The sequence below is a fragment of the Variovorax sp. J31P207 genome, from assembly GCF_030316965.1.
Lineage (GTDB): Bacteria > Pseudomonadota > Gammaproteobacteria > Burkholderiales > Burkholderiaceae_C > Variovorax > Variovorax ginsengisoli_B.
In genome coordinates, this window is the sequence record NZ_JASZYN010000002.1 from 428,420 (window position 1) to 452,648 (window position 24,229).

The window sequence follows — 24,229 nt, forward strand, 5'->3', positions numbered from 1 at the left end:
CCATGACCAGAGAAGTCGACCTCGTCATCCGTGGCGCCCGCGTGGTGTCGCCGGACCAGATCATCGAAGCCTCGGTGGCGATTGCCGGCGAGCACATCGTCGCCGTCGGCCACGACGACACCATGCCGCCCGCGCGCACCGAGATGCGCGCCGACGGCCTCTACCTGCTGCCCGGCGCCATCGACAGCCACGTCCACTTTCGCGACCCCGGCTATCCGAACAAGGAGACCTGGAAGACCGGCTCCGCCGCTGCCGCGATGGGCGGCGTGACCACGGTCTTCGAGATGCCCAATACCCACCCGCCGACCGGCACCGTGGAGGCGCTGCGCATCAAGCTGAAGGCGGCCGAGTCGTCGTATTGCGACTTCGGCATCCACGGCCTGCTGGGCGACGAGAGCATCGACCAGCTCGAAGCGCTGCTCGACGCCGGGGTGACGAGCTTCAAGGCCTTCGTCGGCAACACCTTCGGCAACCTGCCGGCACCGACCGACGGCGCGCTGCTCGAAGGTTTCGAGATCCTCGCGCCGCTGGGCATCCGCACCGTGGTGCACGCGGAGAACTCGTCGATTCTCTTCCGTCGCCAGAAGCGCCTGCAGGACGCCGGCCGCATCGACGCGATGGCACACCTGGCGGCCCGACCGGCGGTGGCCGAGATCGAGGCCATCAACCGCGTGCTGACGCTGGCCGAGTGGACCGGCGCGCGCGTGCACATCGCGCACCACAGCGCGGCCGATTCGCTCTACCTGCTGCGCGAGTTCAAGCGCCGCGGCGTCGACGTCACGGCCGAGACCTGCCCTCAATACCTGCTGCTCAACACCGACCACATGCGCAAGCTCGGTGGCGTGATGCGCGTGAACCCGCCGATCCGCGAACCGCGCCACAACCAGCCACTGTGGGATGCACTGATGGACGGCACCCTGGACATGATCGCCACCGACCACGCGCCGCACACACCCGAAGAAAAGACGCGCGAGAGCATCTGGGAATGCGACTGCGGCTTTCCGGGCGTGGAGACGCAGATGCCGCTGATGCTGACCGAGGTGAATCGCGGCCGTGCCTCGCTGATGGACTACGTCCGCTGGAGTTCGGTGGCGCCGGCCCGGGCCTGGGGGCTGTATGGCACCAAGGGCGTGATCGCGCCCGGTGCCCATGCCGACATCGCGGTCGTCGACATGGCGCGCACCGGCACCTTGTCGCAGAACAAGCTGCAGAGCATCAGCAAGATCTCGCCATGGAACGGCCGGGCGGTGCAAGGCTATCCGCTTCACACCCTGCTGCGCGGCCGCTTCGTGATGCGCGACGGCAAGCTCGTCGCCGACGCGGCGGGCTGGGGTCGGTCCGTCAAGGGCATCCAGAAGATGCCGGCTGCGAAGCCGCGCAACATGGAACACTACAGCAGCGCCATCGTCGAGGCGCCCGAGGGCATTCCGGCGAACGCCAAACCGCTGGTGGATGCACTGTGAGCGCCGCACAGAAGGTCGACGTGTTCCGCGTGCCCTGCGACGGGCCGGCCGATCTGTCGGGCGTGCAGGCGCTGGTCGACGCGAGGCGCCTCGACCCCCAGCAGATCATCGCCGTGATGGGAAAGACCGAAGGCAACGGCTGCGTCAACGACCACACGCGAGATTTCGCGGCCACGGCCTGGTGCCACTTCCTGGCGCCTCACCTCGACTGCACGGCCGCGCAGGTGCATGGACGCGTGGCGCTCGTGATGTCGGGCGGCACCGAAGGCGTGCTGTCGCCGCATTTCACGGTGTTCGCGCGCGGGCCGGCCGGCGCGGCTGAAGTGACGCACGAGAAGCGCCTCGTGGTCGGGATCGCGCATACGCGGGACTTCGCTCCGCAGGAACTCGGACGCATGGCACAGGTCGAGGCCACCGCCGAGGCGGTGAAGGCGGCGATGCGCGATGCCGGCATCGACGACGCGGCGGACGTGCACTTCGTGCAGGTCAAGTGCCCGTTGCTCACGTCGGCCAGGATCCGTGCAGCGCAGCAAAGTGGCGCAGCCACCGTCACGCGCGACACCTATGAGTCGATGGGCTGGTCGCGCGGCGCCTCGGCGCTCGGCGTCGGCCTCGCCCTGGGCGAGTTCGCAGCTGTCGACGAGGCGGCGATCCTGCACGACGGCACGCTCTATTCGGCGCGGGCTTCGTGCTCGGCCGGCATCGAACTCGACGGCAACGTGGTCATCGTGCTCGGCGAGGCGGCCGGCAGTGCCTCGCGTTTTCGCATCGCGCACACGGTGATGCAGGACGCGATCGACGGCAACAGCGTGCGCCGCATGCTGCGCGAGCGCTTCGGGCTCGACCCGGAGGCCGATGCCGACCTCGTCACGAGCCGGCTGGTCAACCTGCTGGCCAAGGCCGAGGCGAGTCCCGGCGGACTCGTGCGCGAGGCGCGCCACACCATGCTCAATGACTCCGACATCCACTCGACGCGGCACGCGCGTGCGGCCGTCGGCGGCGTGCTGGCTTCGGTGGTCGGGTCGACGGCGCTCTACGTGTCGGGCGGTGCCGAACACCAGGGGCCACCCGGCGGCGGGCCGGTGGCCGCCATCTTCGCCATTCCATCCTTCTGAAAGCTGCCATGGGCAACGCCTACATCCAACTCTCCGACGTGATGCTGCGCTACGGCGGCGGCACCATCGCACTGGACCACACGACGCTCGGCATCGACGAGGGCGACTTCGTGGCGCTGGTCGGCCCGAGCGGCTGCGGCAAGTCGACCATCCTGAAGCTGGTGGCCGGCCTCTTGCGGCCCAGCGCAGGCGCCGTGATCGCGGGCGGCCGCGAAGTCGGCGCGGCCGGCACGCTGCCCGGTGGCGGCGCGCATGCGTCGCAGGCGCCGCGCTTGCGCATCGGCCTCGCGTTCCAGAACCCGACCATGCTGCCGTGGCTGACCATCCGCGACAACGTGATGATCCCGCTCAAGATCGTCGAGCCGTTCCGCCAGCACTTCGGCAAGAAGAGGCACGGCGAGTACAAGGACCGCGTCGAGGCGTTGCTCGCCCAGGTCGGGCTCAAGGGCTTCGGCGACAAGCGGCCCTGGCAGCTGTCGGGCGGCATGCTGCAGCGCGCGTCGCTGTGCCGCGCGCTGGTGCACGACCCGGAGCTCCTCCTGCTCGACGAGCCCTTCGGCGCGCTCGACCAGTTCACGCGCGAGGAGCTGTGGGACATCATGCAGACGCTGTGGATGGACCGGCGCCCCACCGTGCTGCTGGTGACGCACGATCTGCGCGAGTCCGCCTACCTGGCCAACCGCATCTGCGTGATGAGCTCGCGGCCCGGCCGCATCCTGGAGACCCGGGAGGTCGGCTTTGCCCGGCCGCGCACGCTGGAGAGCAGCTATGCGCCCGAGTTCGCCACGCTGGTGCAGCAGCTGCGCATGCGCATCGCCGACGCGCGGCGTGACGGCGATGCCACGCCACCCGCCGCGGCCGCGACCACGGTCGCCTCGCTGGAAGAGGTGGCGGCATGAACATTTCCCCTCGAACCCGCCAGCGCCTGCTGTCCGCCGGCGCGCTGATCGGCTTCTTCCTGCTGTGGGAGCTGGCCTGCCTGGCCTTCGGCGTGTCCGACCTGATCCTGCCGCGGCCGAGCCAGATCGCGAACGTGCTGATCGAAAAGATGCCGCTGCTGTGGCCGCATGCCGTGCAGACGCTCTACACCACCTTCGCCGGCTTCGTGCTCGGCGTGCTGGCGGGCATCGTCATCGGCGTCGGCATCGGCTCGTCCAGGCTCGCCTACGACGTCACCTATCCGCTGCTGGTCGGCTTCTCGAGCATCCCCAAGGTGGCTGTGGTTCCGCTGTTCGTGGTGTGGTTCGGCGCCGGCACGGTGCCGGCGATCCTGACCTCGATGGTGATCAGCATCTTTCCGGTGGTGGTCAACGTCGCGACCGGACTCGCCAGCACCGAGCCCGAACTGGAGGACGTGCTGCGCGTGCTCGGCGCCCGCAAGCGCGACATCCTCTGGAACGTCGGCCTGCCGCGCACGCTGCCCTATCTGTTCGCCTCGCTCAAGATCGCGATCACGCTGTCCTTCGTCGGCACCGTTCTGGCCGAGACCGTGGCGTCGAACAAGGGCATCGGCACCGTGATGATGATCGCCAGCGGCAACTTCGACGTGCCGATGGTGTTCGCCGGGCTCTTCCTGCTGGCCGCGATGGGCGTGGCGCTCTACGCCGTGTCCTCGCTGGTCGAACAGCGCATGACCGGCTGGGCGCAGCGCAAGACCGACATGGCGATGGCATGAGCTTGTCGCGGCCCCTTCTTTCCTCATCCCACCCTGGAGCTTTCATGCACCACCGTCTTTCGCGCCGCGCCGCGGCCTTCGCCTTCGCCGCACTGGCGTCGCTCGCCGCCTGGCTGCCGGTTCGCCCGGCCGCGGCGCAGCCCGTCACCCCCATCAAGTTCGTGCTCGACTGGAAGCTTCAGGGCATCCACGCCTGGTACTACCTGGCCGAGGACAAGGGCTACTTCGCCGCGGAGAAGCTGGCGGTCACCATCGACCAGGGCGACGGCTCGGCCGCTGCCGTGACCAAGGTGATGGCCGGTGCCTACCAGGCCGGCTTCGGCGACGTCAACGCCATCATCCAGAACGCCGTCGCCAAGCCGGGCACCGCGCCGGTGATGGTCTACATGATCTACAACCGGGCGCCGTTCGCGCTGATCGTGAAGTCGACCAGCCCGATCAGGACGCTGAAGGACCTGGAAGGCAAGACGCTCGGCACCGTGGCCGGCGGTGCGGCCTCGCGGATGTTTCCCGTGATCGCGGGCAAGGGCGGCGTCGACGCGGCCAAGGTCAAGTGGACCAACGTGGCGCCCAACCTGCAGGAGCAGATGATGCTGAAAGACCACGTCGACGGCTCGGCGGTGTTCTCGGTCACCAGCTACATGAACCTGGTGGCGCAGGGCATCGACCCCGACAAGGACATCCGCTGGTTCCACTACGGCGACCTCGGCGTCGAGCTGTATGGCAACGGCGTGCTGGTGTCGCAGAAGCTCGTCAAGGACAACCCCCAGGCCGTCGCGGGGCTGGTGCGCGCCATCCACAAGGGACTGCGCGATACCATCGCCAACCCCGACGCCGCGATCGCCGCCCTCATGAAGCGCGAGCCGCTGCTGAACAAGGACCTGGAGAAACGCCGCCTCATGTACACCCTGAAAACCGTGATGCTGACACCCGAAGCCGCCGCCATCGGCCTGGGCGACGTCAGCGATGCGCGCTTCGCGCGCTCCCTCATCCAGGTGCAGGAAGCGTTCGAACTGCCCCGCGTGCCGACCGCTGCCGAGGTCTTCGACCGCCGCTTCCTGCCGCCGCTGGCCGAGCGCAGGGTGGCGGCCCCATGACGACGCCCGCGACCGGCGCCGCCTTTCTCGACTGCGACTGGCTGCTGGCCGATCCGGGCGCGGAGCCCGCGCGGCGCGATGTGCGCGTCGGACTGGCGGAAGGGCGCGTGGCCTCCATCGAGGCACGGCCGGGCGCGGGCAGCGGCCGCCGCAGGCTGGCGCTGCCGGCGCTCGCCAACGCCCACGACCATGCGCGCACTTTTCGCAGCGCCACGCTGGGCGCGTTCAACCAGCCGCTGGAAAGCTGGCTGCCCTTTCTCGCCGTCGTGCCGGGCATGGACCCGTACCTGTGCGCCGCGACTTCGTTCGCACGCTCGGTGCGCAACGGTGTCGCCCACCTCATGGTGCACTACACCCGGGTGCAGGGCGGCATGCCCTACGTGGACGAAGCGCGCGCCGTGGCACGGGCCGCGCGCGACGTCGGCGTGAGGATCGGCTTCGCGGTGGCCATGCGCGACCGCAACGGCATCGCCTATTGCGACGACGCCACGGTTCTGAGCGCCGTGCGCCCGGGCATCCGCGACGCGGTCGCGAAGCGGCTCGCCGTGCAACCGGTGGCGCCCGCGCAGCAGCTCGCGCTGGTCGACGAGGTCGCCGCGATGGTGCAGGACGACGGATGGGGCGACCACGTCGCCGTGCAGTACGGCCCGACGGCCGTGCAATGGTGCAGCACGCCCCTGCTCGAAGCCATTGCGCGGGCTTCGGCCGACACCGGTCGGCCGGTGCACATGCACTTGCTGGAGACCCGGTACCAGCGCCAATGGGCCGACCGGGTGCATCCGGACGGCATCGTCAAGTTCCTCGACAGCATCGGGCTGCTCAGCCCGCGCCTCACGCTGGCGCATTGCGCCTGGGCGCGGCCCGATGAACTGGCACTGATTGCGGAACGCGGCGCGACCATCGCGGTCAACACCAGTTCGAACCTGGGCCTGAAGTCCGGCATCGCTCCGCTGCCCGGCATGCTCGCGCAGGGCTGCCGCGTGGCCATGGGGCTCGATGGCATGGCCTTCGACGAGGACGACGACGCCCTGCGCGAGGCGCGCCTGGCCTATGCGCTGCACCGCGGCTGGGGCTTCGACACGACGATGACGCCCGGGCAGCTCTGGGGCTTCGCGTCGCGCAACGGCCCCCGCAGCGTGTCGGGCGCCGCCGCACTGTCGAACGGCCGGATCGCGCCCGGCGCACCTGCCGACATCGTGCTGCTGGACTGGGACGCGCTCGATGACGATGCCCTGTTCGCCGACACCGACCCGCTCGCGCTGCTGCTGGCGCGCGGCAACGGCACGCACATCGTGGACGTGATCGTCGGCGGCCGGACCGTGGTCGAGGCGGGCCGGGTGACCGGCATCGACGAGGCCGCACTGCGCGCCGAGTTGCTCGCGCGCACGCGCGCCGCCCTGGCCGCCGACGCCGCGCACGGCGGCTGGCGCACCACCGTGGCTGCGCTCGCGCAAGACCTTGCCCCTTTCTATCGCGACGGCCGCATGGGCGGCTGCTGCGGCTGACTTCCAGGAAACACCGAGACATGACCCGCATCAAGATCACCGCCGGCGGCTTCGACTTCGTCGCCGTCACCCATCCCGACGCACCACTCACCGTGGCGGCGTTCTGCAAGCTGCTTCCTTATCGGCAGCGGCTCATCCACGTGCGCTGGAGCGGCGAAGGCTGCTGGGTGCCGCTGGGCGAATTCCAGCTCGGCGTCGGCTTCGAGAACCACACCAGCCACCCCTCGGTGGGGGACATCCTGTTCTACCCCGGCGGCTACAGCGAGACCGAGATCATCCTGGCCTACGGCGCCTGCAGCTTCGCGAGCAAGCTGGGCCAGCTCGCCGGCAATCACTTCCTGACGATCGTCGAGGGCAAGGAGAACCTGCGCGCGCTCGGCACCAAGGTGCTGTGGGAAGGCGCGCAGGATGTGCTGTTCGAACTGGACGGACTTGGCTAGCCGCCCGGATTCCCGGGTCCACCTCACGCACACCGGGCATCGGCAACCTCATCGGTGCGCCTGGAAACGGGGCTCACGTCTCGCACCATGGCGACCTTGGGCGATCCGTGGGTGTCGACCACGCTGCAGGCGAGCGGCACCTGCGACGGGTAGGGAAACGGTTGCGGATTCAGGACCAGCACGATCGCGCTCACGAGCGCTGCGAGGGCGATGCCCAGCGCCATCAGCGCTTTCTGCAGCCCCCGCGTGGGGCTCCGCGCCAGTTGCCGATCGATGGAGTTCATGGTCCGTCTCCTGAAGAGCTGTGCCCATTTTTCCGTGAACTCGTCCGGCTGTCTGTGCGTTTCGGCACACCTGGGGCACATCCGCTCAGCCAGAACGTGTCTGTCCGCTAACGGGCGCCGTCGACCAGGCGCGCCGCCAGCTGCCGCGCCCCTCGCACGCTGGCGCCCTTGCCGGTGATCGCCAGCGCCGGGGGGTGGGCCAGCATCCGCTCGAAGACCGCCCGCACTTCTTCCGCCCGAATGTCGTCGATCATGGCGATCGCTTCGGCCATCGGCGTCACGCATCCGCTGGCGAAGAGCTCTTCGACGGCCTGCTCCATGCTCGCGTAGGTCCGCTCTCCGGCGCGCACGCGAGACACGGTCAACTGGTTCTTCGCCCGCTCCAGGTGCACCGGATCGATGGTCGTGGCCTGCGCCCGCAGCAGGCGGCCGGTCGCGGTCACCAGCGCGTCGAGCTTGTCCGGGGTCGTGACCGCATGCACCGCGAAGTTGGCCCAGACGTCCCCGCTGTCCACCGTGGAATGGGCCGTGTAGGCCAGGCCGAGCTGCTCCCGGACGGTGTCGACCAGGGGCGCCGACATCCCGCCGCCGAACAGGTTGGCCGCCAGCGCGGCCGCAAGGCGCCAGCGCGGCTGCGACATCTCCTCCGGCCGCGCGGGCGCCAGCGGGTAGGCGATGTTCAGGAACACCTGCGACACCTGCGTGAAGCGCCGGGCCATGGCCTGGCCGACATACCTCGCCGGCTCCGGCGGTCGCGAGACGGACAGGTCGGCCGACGCGGGCATCGCTGAGAAGAGTTCCCCGGCGAGCGCCACCCAGGCTTCGACGTCGAAGTTGCCGGCCGCGGCGACGACGGTCTGCTGCGCGACGTAGCGGGACTGCACGTGGCCGACCAGGTCGTTCCGGGTGAAGCCTTCGATGTTGCCGATGGTGCCGATCACCGGCATGCCCATCGGGTCGTCACCCCAGATGGCGCGGTCGAGCAGGTCGCTGGAGCAATCCTCGGGGTCCTCCTCGTACTCGATGGCCTCCTGGCGGATCACATCCAGCTCGCGCTGCAATTCGTTGTCGGGAAATGTGCTGTTCAGGACGATGTCGGCCGTCATGCGCAGCAGATGCTCCGCATGGCGGCCCAGGCCGGTCATGAAGTAGCCGGTGGTGTCCTTGCCGGTGAACGCGTTGACATCCGCGCCCAGCCGTTCCGCGTCCAGGTTGATGGCCTGCACCGAGCGGGTTGCGGTCCCCTTGAACGCCATGTGCTCCAGGACATGGCCGATGCCGTTGGTGGCCGGCGTCTCGTCGCGGGAGCCGACGCGCAGGAACACCCCCACACTGGCGCTCTGCACATGGGGCATGGGGATGGCGAGCAGCCTCACCCCGTTCGCAAGCGTGTGAAGGGCGACGGTGGGGCGCTTCGACGGCAGCGGATTCATGGTTCAGCCGCCCTCCGGCCGCTGCAGCCCAACGCCGATGCCATAGAGCGCGAGCAGGCCCAGCACGTGCCCGATGGCCACGCCGGGCTCCCCGGCTTCGATGCGGCCGATGGTTTGCACATGCACGCCCAGGCGCGCGGCGGCGGCGGCCTGGCCCTCCCCGGCCGCCGTTCGGGCCAGCCGGGCCGCCGCCCCCAGTTCCCGGATGGATTGCAGGGCGTCGCCGCCGATGTCTGCAGAGATGCGCTTGCCTTGGGTCATGGGTGGATTGTCGCTGCGCCCGCGGCCCGCGGCGCGGACACGACCCGAGGAAAGGTTCAGCGGCGCCGAGCAGGCGCTGTCTCTTCGAGCAGCAGCGCCACCACGAACCCGACCACGAGCGCGATCGCGGCGAGATGCATGATGTACTGGATGCCGTAGTGGTGCGCCACGTAGCCGGCGATCACGGGTGCGATGCCGCCACCGAAGATCTCACCGGTGCCGATCACGATGCCCGAGGCGGTCGACATGAGCGTGGCGGGCACCGACTCGGCGCTGATCGGCCCGACGGTCAGACAGATCATGCTGAAGACGAAGAAGAGCGTCGCCGCCAGGCTGGCGAAGAGTGCGAATGGCTCAGCCCCCGCATGCATGAGGAAGTACAGGCCGATGCCGGCACCGACGACGGAGATGATCATCACGGGCTTGCGGCCGAGTCGATCGGACAAGGCCGGCATCACCAAGGTGCCCAGCGTGCCGCCGAAGCCGATGGCCGAAAGCACATAGCCCATCTGTTCGAGCGTCAGGTGCAGGTGGTCGATCAGGTAGCTGGGCAGCAAGGCGCTGAGCACCACGAGGTTGGTGAGCCAGCACAGCATGCCGATCATGTTGAGCGGGATGTTGCGGTACTTGAAGACGTCGGTCCAGGGATGAGTGGTCGCATCCCGGGTCGCGGTGTGCGCCGCGGCCGATTTCGGGTCGGGATCGCGAAGCCCGCGGAACAGCAGGTACGCCACCACCAGGCCCGGAACGGAGACCATCGCGAAGATCCAGTGCCACTCCACCACCTTCAGCAGCTGCGTGACCAGGATCGGTGCGATGCCCAGGCCGAACAGCGGCAAGGCCGCCTGCTGGATCCCGACGTTCATGCCCTGGCGACTCGGCTTGGAGGCGTCGATGGTGGCGACGATGCTGGCCGGCGTGTAGGCGCCTTCGGCCACACCCATCAGCGCTCGGATGATCATCAAGCTCCCGACACCGGCAGCGAGCCCGCTGAGCCCGGCCAGCAGCGAGAAAACGACGATCGCGGGAATGATCACCTTGCGATGGCCGACGCGATCGGAGAGGTTGCCCATGAACAGCGCTGCAACGCCCCAAGCGATGGCCAGCACGCCCGTGATCTGGCCGAGATCCTGATAGTCGAGGTTCAGCTCCTTCGAGATCACCGGGAACAGCGGCAGGATCATGAAGCGGTCGATGCCGACCAGACCGAAGCCGAGGCACAGCAGGGTGACGGTCTTCCATTCGTAACTCGGGCTCCTCCGCGATGCCGGGCGGCTCAGGGGTTGGGCGGCGATGTCGGTGTTCATGGCTTGTCTCCTTCGGTCTTCGGGTTGCGGTCGTGTCAGGCGTGAATGGCAAGCGGCTCGTCGGCTTGCGTCGTCGACCGCATGGGCGCGCCATCCAGCCGCCCGCCGTGACGGTGCAAGTCCGCGGCGAGGTCGTCGATCAGCGTGTTGACTTCGTCGGCGTTGGCGACTGCGCCGTACAGGTAGAAGTCCGGCCGCACGAGCATGGTGTCGATGCCATGCTGCGTCATGTAGGGGATGAATTTGTCGTCCAGGTCGACCAGCACCCCTGCCCTCGCCGTCGAAGCGCGCGCGGCGACCTGCACGCGCTTGGCGCCGAGCTGGTCGAGAAAGTCACGCTGCCTTTCGCCGAGCGACGCCTCGGCCGCATCGCTGCGCGACACCAGCAGGAAGCCAAGACCGGCGACGTCGTCGAAACGCCCCTCGCGGTCACCGGCCAGTACCCGGCCGTGCGGACTGAGCAATCCGGCCGGCGCCTGCACCGCACCGTCCGCGCCGCGGCGCAGGATGCCGGCCGTCAGGCTCGGGAAGGCCGGCGGCGGCGGCACCTCGCCGCTGAAGAAGGCCTGGTCGCGCTCCGCCGCCTTGGCCGCATCCGGAATGCAGATGATCTTGCCGAGGTACATCGACAGGTCGATGACGTCACTCACGTGGGGACGACGCTCGGGCTGGTAGGTGTCGAGCAGGCTGTCGTCGGCCTTGCCGTCCAGCACCAGGTTCAGCTTCCACGCCAGGTTCCAGTCGTCGCGCAAGCCGGCGCACATGCCCTGCCCCATGAAGGGCGGCATGACGTGCGCCGCGTCGCCGGCGATCAGCATCCGGCCCTTGCGCCAGGTGTTGGCAAGCAGCGAGCGGAAGGTGTAGACCTTGTGCCGCACGATCGTTGCCTGGTCCGGCTTGACCCAAGGTGCCAGCAGGTCCCAGGCGACATGCTCGTGCTCGAGCTCTTCGCGCGTCTCGTGCGGCAGGCGCATGAACTCCCAGCGACGGAAGTAGCGGCCCTCCTTGACGCCAGCGGGCACGATGGTCGTCGGGCGCGCCGGATTGCACCATTGCGCTGCGGACGGAATGTCGAGCGTCACGCCTTCGTTCGGCAGCACATCGATCACCAGCCAGTCGGCCTCGAACCCGCGGTCCTCCTGGGTCGACCCGATCGCCTGCCGGACCAGGCTGTTGGCACCATCGGCGCCGATCAGGTATTTGGCGCGCACGGTGCGGCGTTCATCGGTTTCGAAGTCGCGCACCACCAGCTCGACATAGTCCGGCGTCTGGGTCGCTTCGATGGCCTCCCAGCCGAGGTTGAGTTCGACGTTCGGGCAGGCTTGCACGACATCCTCGAACATCTTCTCCAGCGTCGGCTGGTGCACGAAGTTGACCTCCGGTCCGCCGGAGATCGACTCCGACTCCCAGTCGATGGCCAGCAGTTCCTTCCACTCGGCATTGAACCAGCGGTACATCGGCCCCTTGTGGCTGACCGCGGGCAGGTCCTTGCTCATGCCCAGGGCGGACAGCACCCGGTACAACTCGTGGTCGATGCACACGGCGCGAGGCAGTGCGAATCGCACCTTCCAGCGTTCGAACACGGCCACGCTGCGCCCTTGGCGCGCCAGCGCAAGGGCCATGATCTCGCTGACCGGGCCATAGCCGATCTGGACGACGTCGTAGAGGGGGATCTGTGCGGTCATGATGTGCTCCTGGGCGTGGGTTCGGTCGGTGAATCAGTGGCTCAGCGGTTCGCGAGTTCGTGGTTGAAGATGAAGTCCTCGGGCAGCTCCGGCCCCCAGACATAGAGGGAGTCCTCGCCCGGGTGGTCCGCCGCAGGCCACTGGTTGTCGGGCGCAACGAAATCGATGTCGTACGAGTACTCGGCGTAGCTGCCCCACGGATCTCGCACGTAGCGGAAGTAGTTGGAGCCCAGCACATGTCGCCCGATGCCCCAGCCTCGCGGATAACCGGCCTGCGCCATCTGCTGCGTGCCGATGCCGACGGCATCGATGGACGGCACGCACCAGCTGCTGTGGTGCAGGCCAAGGCCTTCGGATTTCGCCAGCGCGATGAGGTGGTGGTCGCTGCCGTGCGGGCTGTGCAGGAAGGCGATCACCGAACCCGATTTGTCCGAAAGCCGCAGGCCCAGCACATCCTCGTAGAACCGGCGGGCGCGATCCACGTCAGCGCTGAACAGAAGGATGTGCGAGAGATAGAGCGGTCGCGTCGGCTGTGCCTTGCTGCGGCTCGGCGAGCGACCGGCGTTCGCGCTCTCCGGTGGGAGTTCCCTCGGGGAGGGCTGCGAAGGCGAACTCTTGGCGGCGATACGAAGTTGCACCGCCAGGCCATCCGGCCCTTGAATCCAGATGCCTTCCGTGCCTGCGTCCGAGGGCGGTGCGATGCGTTCGACCTCCTGCTGCGCCAGGTGGCGCTCGAAGCGGGGAAGGTCGTCTGCATGGATGCCTAGGCTGAGCCAGAGCAAGCGCTTGGTCGGGCCCCGGACGACGCGGGCCCAGCGATGCGGGTGGCCGAAGGTATGGAGTGCAAGTTCTTCGCCTTCCTCTCGCACGTCCAGGCCGAAGCTCGTGTAGAAGTGCCGCGCCTCGCCGAGGTCCGGCACGCTGAAGACGAATTCGTCGACTGAGTGCACAGCCAGCAGCGGCTCTCGTTTGCCTTGGTTCAGAGTCATCGTTATCTCCATGTCGTCGGGCAAAGCTCCGCCCGTGACCGTGCAGAGCACGGCCTTGTCTCTCGTTGGGATTCGTCCGACCCAGGTGGGTCAGATGACTTGCTGGCGCTGGGTGCCGAGCGGACCGGCACTGAGGGTCATGACGTCGCCTCGCCGGAGGAACACGGGATTCGGCTTGACGCCGAGGCCTACGCCCTCGGGCGTGCCGGTGATCACCACGTCGCCCGGAAGCAGGGTCATGAACTGGCTGAGGTAGGAGACGATCTCGGCCACCGGGAAGATCATGTCGGCGGTGTTGCTGCGCTGGCGGGTCTCGCCGTTGACTGCCAGTTCGAGCGGAATCTCTTGCGGATCGGGCAGCTCGTCACTGGTCACGAGCCAGGGGCCGATCGGGCCGAAGCCGTCGAAGCTCTTGCCTTTGCCCCATTGGCCGTTGCGCTTGATCTGCCAGTCACGCTCGGAAACGTCGTTGGCCAGGCAGTAGCCGGCCACGTGCGACAGCGCGTCGGCGATCGAGACCTTCTTCGCCTGGGTGCCGATCACGAACCCGAGTTCGATCTCCCAATCGCCCGCTTCCGAGCCTTCGGGCAACTCGACGTCGTCGTTGGGGCCAGCCAGCGAGGTCAGCGCCTTGGTGAAGACCACCGGTTCTTTCGGAATCTCGAGGCCGGATTCAGCCGCGTGCTTGCGGTAGTTGAGCCCGATCGCGACAAATTGCCGGGTGCCGGCGACCGGGGCGCCGAGCCGGGTTCCTGCGGGCACCAGCGGCATGCGGTTCAGATCGATCGCCTTCAATGCTTCGAGCTTCGCGGGCGACATCCAGTCGGGCGTGAAGTCGGGAACGAGGAGCGAGAGGTCTCGCACTTGACCGTCAGCGTCCAGTGCACCGGGTTTTTCTGCCCCGACGGGGCCGTGGCGTAGCAGCTTCATGGTGTTTGCCTTCCGTGTTGATTTAGACTGTTTGTCTAGAACGAACTCTATCCGTTTTGACGTTATCGTCAATATGACAAAGAGAGCAAAATGGCAGGGATTTCCCTAGGTAGCAAGCACGCGCATCCGGGGCATGTGCCTCGTGTACGCTCGACACCGATGACAGAGCAAACCAGTGAATCGAAGGGGGAAGACCACCGCGTGAGGGTCGGTGCGCAGCGGCGCGAGAAAACCCGCCTGCGTCTGCTCGAAAGTGCCTTGGCGGTCTTCACTGAAAAGGGGCCCGATTCGGCCGTCATCGACGACTTCATCGCTGCGGCAGGGGTGTCGCGCGGCACCTTCTACAACCACTTCAAGACCACCAACGAACTGCTGCTGGCGCTCGCGACCGCCATGAGCGACGAAGTGCTCCAGATCGTCGATCCGCTGGTGCTCCACCTCGACGATCCGGTCGAGCGCTTTTCAGCCGGCACCCGCCTCTACATGCAGATGGCTTTGCGCTATCCGGTGTGGGGGAGCTTCATCACGCAGGTCGGAACGCGCATCGCCACGCGTGGGCAGCTGATCGACATCTACCTCACGCGCGATCTGGAACTCGCCAAGAGCAAGAACCGCTTGACCGTCGACAGCGTGCGCGTGGCGCGCGACATCGTGCTCGGCGCCATTTTCTATGGCATCGAGACGATGCTGACCGAACCCACGCGCGCCAACCATCCGGAGCTCATCCTGCGAAGCGTGCTGGTCGGCTTCGGACTTGCGCCTGCCGAAGCCGACCGCATTGCCTTCATGCCGCTCGAGATTCCAGGCGCAGTGGAGGGCCCGATCTTCTCGGGCCTGAAAGCCAGTCCGAAGGCATCCGGAGCGAGCGCCAGACGGCAGACCGTGCGAGCGCCCGACCCCCGCCCTTCTTGAAGCCGTTCGCACCGGTGCAGCGAAGAAAAGTGCGCTTCCATATTCGGATTCCGATGCGTCGTACTGCCTAAGATCCCTGGCTTCGCGTACCGCCGGGCACCCCGGTCGCCGCCCTCGTTTCAGGATCTCCATGCCTTCCTCCCCCGAAGCGTTGCCCGACGCCGAAGCCTCTTCACGGCCCTCGTCGAACAGTCACCCCGCGCCCCGCCAGCAAGCCGCACCAGCGGCCGGCGATGCGACCGTGCTGTTCGCACGCGCAGCCGCACTGCTGCCCGAGATCGCCGAAGCTGCCGCCGCCCGCGAACAGGCACGCGAGCTGCCCTATGCACTGGTGCGCCGCATCGCCGCGGCCGGCCTGCTGACGTTTCGCATCCCCAAGGAGTACGGCGGACCCGGGGCTTCGGTGCACGACGTGATCCGCTTCGTGATCGACCTCGCGACCGTCGATTCGAACATCGCTCAGGCCCTGCGGCCCAACTACGGGATCATCGACGGCTTGCTGTTCGCGGGCAGCGAACAGGAGCGCCGGCACTGGTTTCCCCTGCTGCTGGCCGGCGACATCTTCGGCAACGGTGGCGTGGAGCGCGGCGGCGCACACGGCGCGATCAGCGCGCGCATCCGGCCCGACGGCGAGCAGTTCCGTGTCAGCGGCACCAAGTACTACAGCACCGGCGCCTTGTTCGCGGACTGGATCGCCTCCATCGCGCTCGACGAGGAAGGCAAGGAGACCCACTTCATCGTTCCACGCGAACGCGCCGGCGTCGAGCTGGTCGACGACTTCGACACCATCGGCCAACGCCTCACCGCCAGCGGCACCACGCGCTTCCACGACGCCGTGGTGCTTGCCGAGGAAATCCGTCCGCCCTACATCCAGCGCGACCGGCGCAATCCGGTCACCCCGCTGTTCCAGCTGTTCCTGGCGGCGGTCCATGCCGGCATCGCGCGCAACGCGCTGCACGACGCCGTGCACTTCGCGCAGCATCGGGCGCGGCCGATCCGTCACAGCAGCGCCGAGAAGTCGGTCGACGACCCCTATGTGCAGGAGACCGTCGGCCAGATCGCATCGCAGGCCTATGCCGCCGAAGCCACCGTGCTGCGCGCCGCCGATGCGATCGATGCCGCCTGGGCGGATCGACTCAGCGACCCCGCATTGACCGAGGCTTCGGTGGCGGTCGCCCAGGCCCAGTACTTCGCCGCGGAAGCCGCCCTGCGCGCCTCCGAGCTCGCCTTCGACGTCGGCGGGGCCTCGGCCACCGACCGACGCCACAACATCGATCGCCACTGGCGCAATGCGCGCACGGTGGCCAACCACAATCCGCGCCAGTGGAAGGCCGCCGCAGCGGGCGCCTGGCATCTCAAGGGCGAGGGACCGCCGACCACCGGCTTGTTCTGAGCGCCTGCCTTTCGCCTTGTGCGCATAAGCAGACTCGAATCCCTTCTTTCGCCCGGCCCCGATCGGTCGAACAATCCAGGCCTTCGCGTTCCCATCCCGAGGGTCACCAAACCATGATCGCACCCGTGCGGCGCAGCCTGCACCTGAACGTCAACATCCTGCACTCGGGCTTCCTGCCGTCGGCCTGGCGGCCGGCGGGCAGCGACCCGCGTGCCTTCATCGATGTGCAGCATTACATCCGCGTGGCGCAGATCGCCGAGGCGGGCAAGCTCGACGCCGTGTTCCTGGCCGACAACGCGGCCATCGTCGACCAGATCCATTTCCGGCCGATCACGGCGCTGGAGCCGACCGTGCTGCTGGCCAGCGTGGCGGCGGCGACCCGCCACATCGGGCTGATCGCGACCGCCTCCACCAGCTACAACGAGCCCTACAACATCGCCCGGCGCTTTGCCACGCTGGACCACCTGAGCGGCGGACGCGCGGGCTGGAATGTGGTCACCACCGCCGACCTGCCATCGGCGCGCAATTTCGGCCGCGACGCGGTGCCCGAGCATGCGCAGCGCTATGCCCGCGCCGCCGAGTTCACCGCCATCGTCAAGGCGCTCTGGAACAGCTGGGAGGACGACGCCTTCATCGGTGACCAGGCCGCGGGCCGCTTCGTCGACGACGCCAAGGTGCAGCCGATCGCCCATCATGGCGAGTTCTTCTCGGTGCACGGGCCGCTCAACCTGCCGCGCACGCCGCAGGGCCACCCGGTGTTGGTGCAGGCCGGCGGCTCCGGCGACGGCCGCGCGCTGGCGGCACGCCATGCCGAAGCGGTGTTCTCGGCCTCGCAGTCCTTCGAGGAAGCGCTGGCCTATGCACGCGACCTCAAGTCCCGCGCCGAGGCGCTGGGCCGCGGCCCCGAGGCATTGCGCGTGCTGCCGGGCCTGACCACCATCATCGGCGACACCGAGGCGGCGGCGCGACGCCGGCGCGACGAGCTGGTCGACCTGATCCCCTGGGACTACAGCCTGACAAGGCTGGCCGGCATCCTAGGCATCACGCCCGACCGGCTCAAGCTCGACCAGCGGCTTCCCGAGAACCTGTCGCTGCCCGGTGGCGGCAACGGCAACCACACCTTCTTCAATGCCACGCTCGCGACCGCAAGGCGCCTCGACCTCACGACCCGCGAGCTGATCCGTGAACTCGCGGGAGGCGGCGGGCACCGGGTGATCGTCGGCACGCCGGAACAGATCGCCGACGACATCGAGCGCTGGTTCAGGGCCGGCGCGGCCGACGGCTTCAACCTCATGCCGGATGTGCTGCCGGACGGCCTCCAGGCCTTCGTCGATGGCGTGGTGCCACTGCTTCAGCGGCGCGGCATCTTTCGCACCGCGTACGAAGGCGAGACCTTGCGCGACCACTTCGGCCTGCCGCGTCCCGTGGGCCGCGGCGCCGAGCGCGCCGCGGCCTGAGCCATTTCAGACAACCTGCCTTCCATAGCTGAGAGAACGCTTCGTCAGGCGTAGTCGGTCGACGGTTTCTCCCACAGGTTGACGCCGCCTTCGACCGCATGGCGATCGATCTCGGCCAGCTCTTGCGCGGTGAACGCCGGGCCCCGCAGCGCCGCGACGTTGACCACGATCTGCTCGGGCCGGCTGGCGCCGATCAGCGCCGAGCTCACGCGCGGGTCCCTCAAGGTCCAGGCCAGAGCGAGCTGCGCCAGCGTCTGCCCGCGCCGCTGGGCGATGACGTTCAACGCGCGCGCACGCGCCACGTTGGCTTCGGAAAGATGCTCCGGCTTGAGCGAGCCGCCGCCGGGGCGATGGACGCGCGCGTCGGCGGGCACGCCGTTGAGGTATTTGTCGGTCAGCAAGCCTTGCGCCAGCGGCGTGAAGGCGATCACGCCCGCACCCAGTTCTTCGGTCGCTGCCAGCAGATCCTTCTCGGCCCAGCGGTTCAGCAGGTTGTAGGCCGGCTGATGGATCAGGAGCGGCACCTTCCATTCGCGCAACAACGCGGCGATCTCCCGCGTCTTGCCTGCGGAGTACGAGGAGATGCCGATGTAGAGGGCCTTGCCCTGGCGCACCGCCTGCGCCAGCGCGCCGGCCGTCTCCTCCAGCGGCGTCTCGGGATCGAAACGGTGCGAGTAGAAGATGTCGACATGGTCGATGCCCAGTCGCTGCAGGCTCTGGTCGAGGCTGTTCAGCACATGCTTGCGGGAGCCGCCGCCCTTGCCGTACGGCCCGGGCCACATGTCCCACCCCGCCTTGGTCGAGATGACCAGTTCGTCGCGATGCGCCTTGAAGTCCTCGCGCAGCAGACGCCCGAAATTGAGCTCGGCGCTGCCGTAGGGCGGGCCGTAGTTGTTTGCGAGGTCGAAGTGGTTGATGCCGTGGTCGAAGGCCGTGCGCAACAGACGGCGCTGGAGTTCCAGGGGCGTGCTGTCCCCGAAGTTGTGCCACAGGCCGAGCGAGATCGCCGGCAGCACGAGGCCGCTGCGGCCGACCCGGCGGTATGGCATTTCGTCGTAGCGCGTGGGGGAGGCAAGGTAGGTCATGTGGAGGACATCAAGGAAAGGAAGGACTCGATTGTCCAGTGTGGCTGGCGACCTCACCACTGCGGATGAACCGGCTCGAAGATCGGCCTCCACAGATAGCGCCTGACGATCTGCCAGTAGCCGCGGTAGTAGAAGTGGCCATTGGCGTCCAGCATCGCGGCCCTGTTGCGGCGGAAGTGGCCGGGTATCTCGTACCAGGGCATCGTCGGGCAACGGTGATGCACATGGTGCAGGTTGTTGTTGAGAAACAGCAGTCCGAAGACAGGGTTCGACTCGACGATCGCCACCCGCTCGTGCGGCGAATCGTCCCAGCGGTGTTCGGTGAAGGAGCGCAGGGCGCCCAGCATCATGCCCGGGTAGACGAAGCACAGGACGTAGAGGCCCAGGCTCATGTCCGATACCGACACCACGAACCAGAGGATCGGCGCCACGCTCACCGCGTGCATCAACCAGATGCCGAGGTGCGAGAAGTCGCCGGACTGGCATCGCCGCAGTTCCGAGCGCGCCATGTTGCCCAGGCAGAGCCAGGGCCCCGCGATCAGCCGGAACACCAGGGTCTGGTTGGCGGCGATGACCGCGCGGCGCACCGGTCCGTAGTCGGCCCACGCCGCGGCCGAGTGGTAGACGCTTTCCGAATCCTTCTGCGGATGGGTGAGATGGAAGTTGACGTGATGGACGCTGTGGCTCCGGTGATAGAGCGGGTACGGAAGCCACAGGTTGAGCGGTGGCCAGACCAGGGCCCATCGAAGGAGTCTCGGAATTCGGCGCATCGCGTGGATGGCCTCGTGCTGCAGCGAGGAGTGCAGCTGAGCGATGCAGCCACCCAGCACGAACAGCACGGCGGTACCCATCGCGGCATGCCAGTAGACCAGCGCCGCCCAGGCCGCATAGACCCCCACGGCAAGCACCAGGGTCGGCGCTTCGCAGCGCTGCCACCAGCGCGCGGCACCCTTGACGTCCGATGGGAGGGTGCGGGCGAGCGTTGTCATGCGGGCGGGTTGGGCGGCGATCGGCGGTCGATCTTGGGCCCGTTCGATGCATTCGCTTGCTCCCATTGCGCATGAGCAAATTCGCCGAGCCTGCTTGGCCGCGGCCGCCATGTGGAGTAGCTTCGCTCGTCCATGCCCGCCTCCTCCTCTTCCTCGTCGATCGCGGTCCAGGCGCTTCATGCGCTGCTGCTCGGCGACCACGAACTGGCGCTGCTCGACGTGCGGGAGGCGCGTGCCTTCGTCAGTGGCCACCTGAACCTCGCGCGGCTCGCGCCGCTTTCCTCCCTGGGGCTCGAGGTGCAGGCGCTGGTTCCGCGCCTGGGCACACAGGTGGTGCTGGTCGACACGGGTGATCCGCAGGGTCCGGCGCCGCGTGCCGCGAAGTTGCTGGCCCGCCTCGGCTACACCGATGTGCGGGTGCTGGCCGGCGGAACGGTTGGCTGGCAGGCGGCAGGCTTGCCCCTGATCGACGGCTATGCGACGCTGGTCAAGGCCTTCGGCGGCCAGGTGCTGGCGCGCCACGCGACGCCGACCCTTCCCGGTGCAGCCTTGCGGGCCCTGCGCGAAGCGGGCCGGTCGGCGACCCTGATCGATGCGCGGCCAGCCGACGAATATGCCTTCCTGTCGCTGCCCGGGTCCCACAACCACGCCGGCACCGAACTCGCACTGCGCCAGTGGCCCTCCGACGGGCAGCCCGGACCCTGGCTGGTCCACTGCTTCAGCCGCACCCGCGGCATCATCGGCAGCACCACCTTGCGGCTGCTCGGCCACTCCGATGCGCACTTCCTGGAAGACGGCGTGATGCAGTGGGCACTGGACGGCGCGCCGGTGCGGAGCGACGCGCGGCCCGCCGCCGATCTGCCCGTCGCGCCCGACGATGAACTGCGCCGTCGCGCCGATGCGCTGATCGGGCGCCATCGACTGCCGTTGCTGCGGCCGGACGCACTGTCGCGGTGGCGGGCGGAGAGCGACCGTACGCTCTACCTGTTCGACCTGCGGCCGGGCGCCGAAGCCGCACCAGACATTCGCAGCGTCGCCGGCGGTCAACTGCTGATGCATTTCGAGAACCTGGTCGGCACCCGCGGCGCCCGCATCGTGCTGCTGGACGATCCGCACCACCTGCGCGCGGCCATCACCGCCTTCTGGCTGCGCCAGCTCAACCAGTCCGAGGTGTGGATCCTCGATGGCGAACCACCTGCCGCCGGAGCCGCGAGCGCCGCATCGACCGCCACCGCCGCTGCGTTCGACGCCATCGTGGCGGCCGCGGGCGCAGGTCTTGCGGCCGACGAAGTGGCCGCGCTGCTGGCCTCCGAGCCGACGCGCGTGCGGGTGGTCGACGTGGGTCCCAGTGCCGATTTCGAAGGTCGGCATCTGCCAGCCGCGCACTTCCTGCTGCCCAGCACGCTGACACCCCTGGCGCCCTTGCTGCAAGCCGGGCTCCGCATCGTCTTCGCGTCACCGGATGGTCATGCGGCCCGATGGGTCGCAGCCCAGGCGCGCGAGCGCTGGCCCGAGCGCCGATTCGACTGGCTGCGCGGCGGCACCGCGGCATGGCAGGCAGCCGGATGGCCGATCGCGCAGAGCTGGGAATCCGCCCAACTGCTGACGTCGTTCGAGGACGACTGGGGCTCGGTGATGCGGGTGTCGGCCTTGCATCGAGACCGTGCATGGGCCGACTACCTGGCGTGGGAATGTGGCCTCAGTGAGAGGGTCGCGCAAGACCCCACGGTCCGGTTCCGGCTGTTCTGAATGCGCTCGACGGCTCAGATCATTCGCTTATTTGAATTCAACGATTCGGTCGTTCGAGATCCGATGAAGGGCCCGCAGAATCGGCCGCCGAAACCCGACCGACGACTTCCATGCTTCCAGGAGATCCCTCGATGAGCCACGACACCCCTTCATCCCTCGACACCAGCATCGGCGACCTGCGCATCCGGCGCGTGGCCGGCAACATCGGCGGCGAGGTGCAGAACCTCGTGCTGCGTGCCGATCTGCACGCCGACATCGTCGAGCAGCTGAACGCCGCGCTGGTGAAGCACAAGGTGCTGTTCTTTCGGGGCCAGAAACACCTGGACGACCAGGAGCACCAGGCGTTCGGGGCCCGCTTCGGGCGCACCGTCGCGCATCCCACGGTGCCGTCCCCCCAAGGCACGAAGCTGTTCGAACTCGATGCCTCCAAGGGCGGCGGCCGGGCCGACTCCTGGCACACCGACGTGACCTTCGTGGATGCCTTTCCGAAGATATCGATCCTTCGCGCCGTCAAGATCCCGGCCTATGGCGGCGACACCGTCTGGGCCAACACGGCCCTGGCCTACGAACGGCTGCCCGCCCAGCTCAAGCAACTCGCCGACCAGCTCTGGGCCGTGCACAGCAACGACTACGACTACGGCGCCGATCGCGTGGTGGTCGAGGCCGAACGCCTGACCCACCACCGCAAGGTGTTCGTCTCGGCGGTCTACGAGGCCGAGCATCCGGTGGTGCACGTGCACCCGGTGTCGGGCGAGCGATCGCTGCTGCTCGGCCACTTCGTCAAGAAGCTGGTCGGCCTGTCGACCGCGGAATCGGCTCGCATCTTCGAGATCCTCCAGAACCGCGTGACGCGGCTCGAGAACACCGTGCGCTGGAGCTGGCAGCAGGACGACGTCGCGATCTGGGACAACCGCGCGACGCAGCATTTCGCGATCAACGACTACGGCAACCAGCCGCGCCTGGTGCGCCGGGTCACGGTGCACGGCGAGACCGCGGTCTCGATCGACGGCCAGCGCAGCCGCACCCGTAGCCGGCCCGAAGCCACCAACGACGCCCGCATCGACGAAGTCATTTCCGCCACCGCCTGAGCCTGCAACCTCTCATGACACACGAACTCCCGACTTTCGATCGCCGCCGCCGAGGCTTGCTGCAGGCCGGCGCCGCACTGGGTGCCGGCGCGCTGCTGCCGCGCCTGGCTTCCGCCCAGGGTGGCGCGAAGAAATTCGCCGGCGTGACGCTCAACGTCTCGACCTTCAGCGCCGCCTATCCGACGCTGCTGCAGCGCTGGCTGCCCGAATTCGAGGCAGCCACGGGTGCGAAGGTGAACTTCGATGCGCCCTCGTTCCCGGTCTACAACCAGCGTGCCGACCTCGAACTGTCGACCAAGGGATCGGCCTACGACGTCGTCAACGTCACCTTCATCTATTCGAGCCGCTGGATCAACTCGGGCTGGCTGACGCCGCTCGACGACTTCATCCGCAACCCCAACCTGACCGCGGCCGACTGGGACGTCAACGACTTCCTGGCAGGCGCCCGCGCGCCCGAGACCGGGCGCGATGGCAAGCTCTACGGCATTCCCTGGACCGCCGAGGCCCTGCTCACCGCATCGTCGCGCTTCGACCTGGTCGAGAAAGCCGGCCTGGGCTTTCCCGACACCACCGACGACCTCGTCAAGGTGCTGCGCGCGGTCAACAAGAAGGAGCGCGTGGCCGGCTTCGTCGCCGACAACCACTACGGCTGGACCTTCGTGCCCTACCTGCATGCCTTCGGCGGCGACGTCTTTCGCAAGGCGCCCGACGACCTGTTCCCGACGCTGGACACGCCCGAGGCGATCGCCGCCGGCGAGTACTACGCCAACCTGCTCAAGGAATTCGGCCCGGACGGCGCTATCACCTACCAGCCCGACCAGGTCACGCAGGCGCTCAAGCTCGGCAGGGTCAACTTCACCGACGCCGGCCAGCTGCACCTCGCGCAACTGGGCGACCCCGCCACCAGCAAGACGATCAAGACCGTGAAGTTCGGCCTGGTGCCCAAGGGCCCGGCGGGCCGGTTCCCCGGCACTGCCGTGCACGGCCTCGGCATTCCGGCCGGCTCGAAGAACAAGGAGGCCGCCTGGGCCTTCATCCAGTGGGCGCTGAGCAAGCAGACCACGGGCCGCGCCGTGGCCGCGGGCTACGGATCGCCGGCGCGGCGCTCCGACATCGACTCGACGGCGTTCCGCGAGAAGCAGGTCATCAACGGCAGCGACCTCGCGAAGCTGTCGCTCGACTCGATCGAGCTCGCCGCCAAGACCGGCCACATGAAGTACCGCACGGTGTCGGTCTATCCGCAGGTCGACCAGCAGCTCAACAAGGCCATCGAGCTGATCGCGAGCGGGCAGCTGTCGGCCAAGCAGGCCTTCCAGCAGGCGCAGGCCAACACGATCGCGGAGCTCAAGCGTTCGGGCGCCAAGTTGTGAAG

22 protein-coding genes are annotated in these 24,229 nt (G+C 68.2%); 13 read left to right on the forward strand and 9 right to left on the reverse strand.

Annotation, left to right across the window (positions count from 1 at the left end; genetic code table 11):
• Positions 1 to 2 precede the first annotated feature (2 nt).
• From allB to QTI68_RS07650, 7 genes are read left to right on the forward strand one after another with little or no spacing between them, the layout of a single operon-like run.
• On the forward strand, positions 3 to 1,463 hold the full coding sequence (allB, locus tag QTI68_RS07620; protein WP_286520715.1) for an allantoinase AllB: 1,461 nt from the start codon (positions 3 to 5) through the stop codon (positions 1,461 to 1,463).
• Positions 1,460 to 2,578: a cyanuric acid amidohydrolase gene (atzD, locus tag QTI68_RS07625; protein ID WP_286520716.1), complete on the forward strand. Its 1,119-nt coding sequence runs from the start codon at positions 1,460 to 1,462 to the stop codon at positions 2,576 to 2,578. Before allB ends, atzD begins: the two co-directional genes overlap by 4 nt.
• Before the next feature lie 8 nt (positions 2,579 to 2,586).
• Positions 2,587 to 3,477: an ABC transporter ATP-binding protein gene (locus tag QTI68_RS07630; protein ID WP_286520717.1), complete on the forward strand. Its 891-nt coding sequence runs from the start codon at positions 2,587 to 2,589 to the stop codon at positions 3,475 to 3,477.
• Positions 3,474 to 4,253, forward strand: coding sequence for an ABC transporter permease (locus tag QTI68_RS07635; RefSeq protein WP_286520718.1), 780 nt, complete (start codon positions 3,474 to 3,476; stop codon positions 4,251 to 4,253). The genes QTI68_RS07630 and QTI68_RS07635 overlap by 4 nt, the downstream gene beginning before the upstream one ends.
• Positions 4,254 to 4,297: 44 nt before the next feature.
• Positions 4,298 to 5,350, forward strand: a complete 1,053-nt coding sequence (locus QTI68_RS07640; RefSeq protein WP_286520720.1) for an ABC transporter substrate-binding protein — start codon at positions 4,298 to 4,300, stop codon at positions 5,348 to 5,350.
• Complete coding sequence (locus QTI68_RS07645) at positions 5,347 to 6,855, forward strand: amidohydrolase family protein (RefSeq protein WP_286520722.1); 1,509 nt, start codon at positions 5,347 to 5,349, stop codon at positions 6,853 to 6,855. The genes QTI68_RS07640 and QTI68_RS07645 overlap by 4 nt, the downstream gene beginning before the upstream one ends.
• Before the next feature lie 20 nt (positions 6,856 to 6,875).
• On the forward strand, positions 6,876 to 7,295 hold the full coding sequence (locus QTI68_RS07650; RefSeq protein ID WP_286520724.1) for a DUF3830 family protein: 420 nt from the start codon (positions 6,876 to 6,878) through the stop codon (positions 7,293 to 7,295).
• A gap of 23 nt (positions 7,296 to 7,318) precedes the next feature.
• Here the strand turns inward: QTI68_RS07650 and QTI68_RS07655 are convergent, their stop codons facing one another.
• From QTI68_RS07655 to QTI68_RS07685, 7 genes are all read right to left on the reverse strand, one after another.
• Positions 7,319 to 7,579, reverse strand: a complete 261-nt coding sequence (locus QTI68_RS07655) for a hypothetical protein (protein WP_286520725.1) — start codon at positions 7,577 to 7,579, stop codon at positions 7,319 to 7,321.
• 107 nt (positions 7,580 to 7,686) lie between these two features.
• On the reverse strand, positions 7,687 to 9,012 hold the full coding sequence (locus tag QTI68_RS07660; protein ID WP_286520726.1) for a M16 family metallopeptidase: 1,326 nt from the start codon (positions 9,010 to 9,012) through the stop codon (positions 7,687 to 7,689).
• A 3-nt stretch (positions 9,013 to 9,015) separates the two neighbouring features.
• Positions 9,016 to 9,273, reverse strand: coding sequence for a helix-turn-helix domain-containing protein (locus QTI68_RS07665; protein WP_286520727.1), 258 nt, complete (start codon positions 9,271 to 9,273; stop codon positions 9,016 to 9,018).
• 56 nt (positions 9,274 to 9,329) lie between these two features.
• Entirely contained in the window at positions 9,330 to 10,580 is a 1,251-nt protein-coding gene (locus QTI68_RS07670; RefSeq protein WP_286520728.1) for an MFS transporter, read from the reverse strand.
• Positions 10,581 to 10,615: 35 nt separating this feature from the next.
• The gene (gene mhpA, locus QTI68_RS07675; RefSeq protein WP_286520729.1) at positions 10,616 to 12,265 is read right to left on the reverse strand and encodes a bifunctional 3-(3-hydroxy-phenyl)propionate/3-hydroxycinnamic acid hydroxylase MhpA; all 1,650 of its coding nucleotides are present in this window, start codon (positions 12,263 to 12,265) and stop codon (positions 10,616 to 10,618) included.
• A 41-nt stretch (positions 12,266 to 12,306) separates the two neighbouring features.
• A complete protein-coding gene (locus QTI68_RS07680; protein ID WP_286520730.1) occupies positions 12,307 to 13,254 on the reverse strand; it encodes a VOC family protein in 948 nt (315 codons plus the stop codon).
• A 90-nt stretch (positions 13,255 to 13,344) separates the two neighbouring features.
• Positions 13,345 to 14,184, reverse strand: coding sequence for a fumarylacetoacetate hydrolase family protein (locus QTI68_RS07685; protein WP_286520731.1), 840 nt, complete (start codon positions 14,182 to 14,184; stop codon positions 13,345 to 13,347).
• Between the two features lie 159 nt (positions 14,185 to 14,343).
• Here QTI68_RS07685 and QTI68_RS07690 point away from each other — a divergent pair, with 159 nt between their 5' ends.
• The 3 genes from QTI68_RS07690 (at position 14,344) to QTI68_RS07700 (ending at position 17,946) form a co-directional block, all read left to right on the forward strand.
• Complete coding sequence (locus QTI68_RS07690) at positions 14,344 to 15,096, forward strand: TetR/AcrR family transcriptional regulator (protein WP_286520732.1); 753 nt, start codon at positions 14,344 to 14,346, stop codon at positions 15,094 to 15,096.
• 130 nt (positions 15,097 to 15,226) lie between these two features.
• Positions 15,227 to 16,489 carry an acyl-CoA dehydrogenase family protein gene (locus tag QTI68_RS07695; protein ID WP_286520733.1) on the forward strand — a complete coding sequence of 421 codons (1,263 nt, stop codon included), beginning with the start codon at positions 15,227 to 15,229 and terminating at the stop codon, positions 16,487 to 16,489.
• A 113-nt stretch (positions 16,490 to 16,602) separates the two neighbouring features.
• Entirely contained in the window at positions 16,603 to 17,946 is a 1,344-nt protein-coding gene (locus QTI68_RS07700) for an LLM class flavin-dependent oxidoreductase (protein ID WP_286520734.1), read from the forward strand.
• Positions 17,947 to 17,990: 44 nt separating this feature from the next.
• Here the strand turns inward: QTI68_RS07700 and mgrA are convergent, their stop codons facing one another.
• Positions 17,991 to 19,031, reverse strand: a complete 1,041-nt coding sequence (mgrA, locus tag QTI68_RS07705; protein WP_286520735.1) for an L-glyceraldehyde 3-phosphate reductase — start codon at positions 19,029 to 19,031, stop codon at positions 17,991 to 17,993.
• 53 nt (positions 19,032 to 19,084) lie between these two features.
• A complete protein-coding gene (locus tag QTI68_RS07710; protein ID WP_286520737.1) occupies positions 19,085 to 20,020 on the reverse strand; it encodes a fatty acid desaturase in 936 nt (311 codons plus the stop codon).
• 132 nt (positions 20,021 to 20,152) lie between these two features.
• Here QTI68_RS07710 and QTI68_RS07715 point away from each other — a divergent pair, with 132 nt between their 5' ends.
• The 3 genes from QTI68_RS07715 (at position 20,153) to QTI68_RS07725 (ending at position 24,227) form a co-directional block, all read left to right on the forward strand.
• Positions 20,153 to 21,769: a rhodanese-like domain-containing protein gene (locus QTI68_RS07715; protein ID WP_286520738.1), complete on the forward strand. Its 1,617-nt coding sequence runs from the start codon at positions 20,153 to 20,155 to the stop codon at positions 21,767 to 21,769.
• A gap of 131 nt (positions 21,770 to 21,900) precedes the next feature.
• Positions 21,901 to 22,857, forward strand: coding sequence for a TauD/TfdA dioxygenase family protein (locus QTI68_RS07720; protein WP_286520739.1), 957 nt, complete (start codon positions 21,901 to 21,903; stop codon positions 22,855 to 22,857).
• Between the two features lie 14 nt (positions 22,858 to 22,871).
• On the forward strand, positions 22,872 to 24,227 hold the full coding sequence (locus tag QTI68_RS07725; protein ID WP_286520740.1) for an ABC transporter substrate-binding protein: 1,356 nt from the start codon (positions 22,872 to 22,874) through the stop codon (positions 24,225 to 24,227).
• The last annotated feature ends 2 nt before the right edge of the window (positions 24,228 to 24,229 follow it).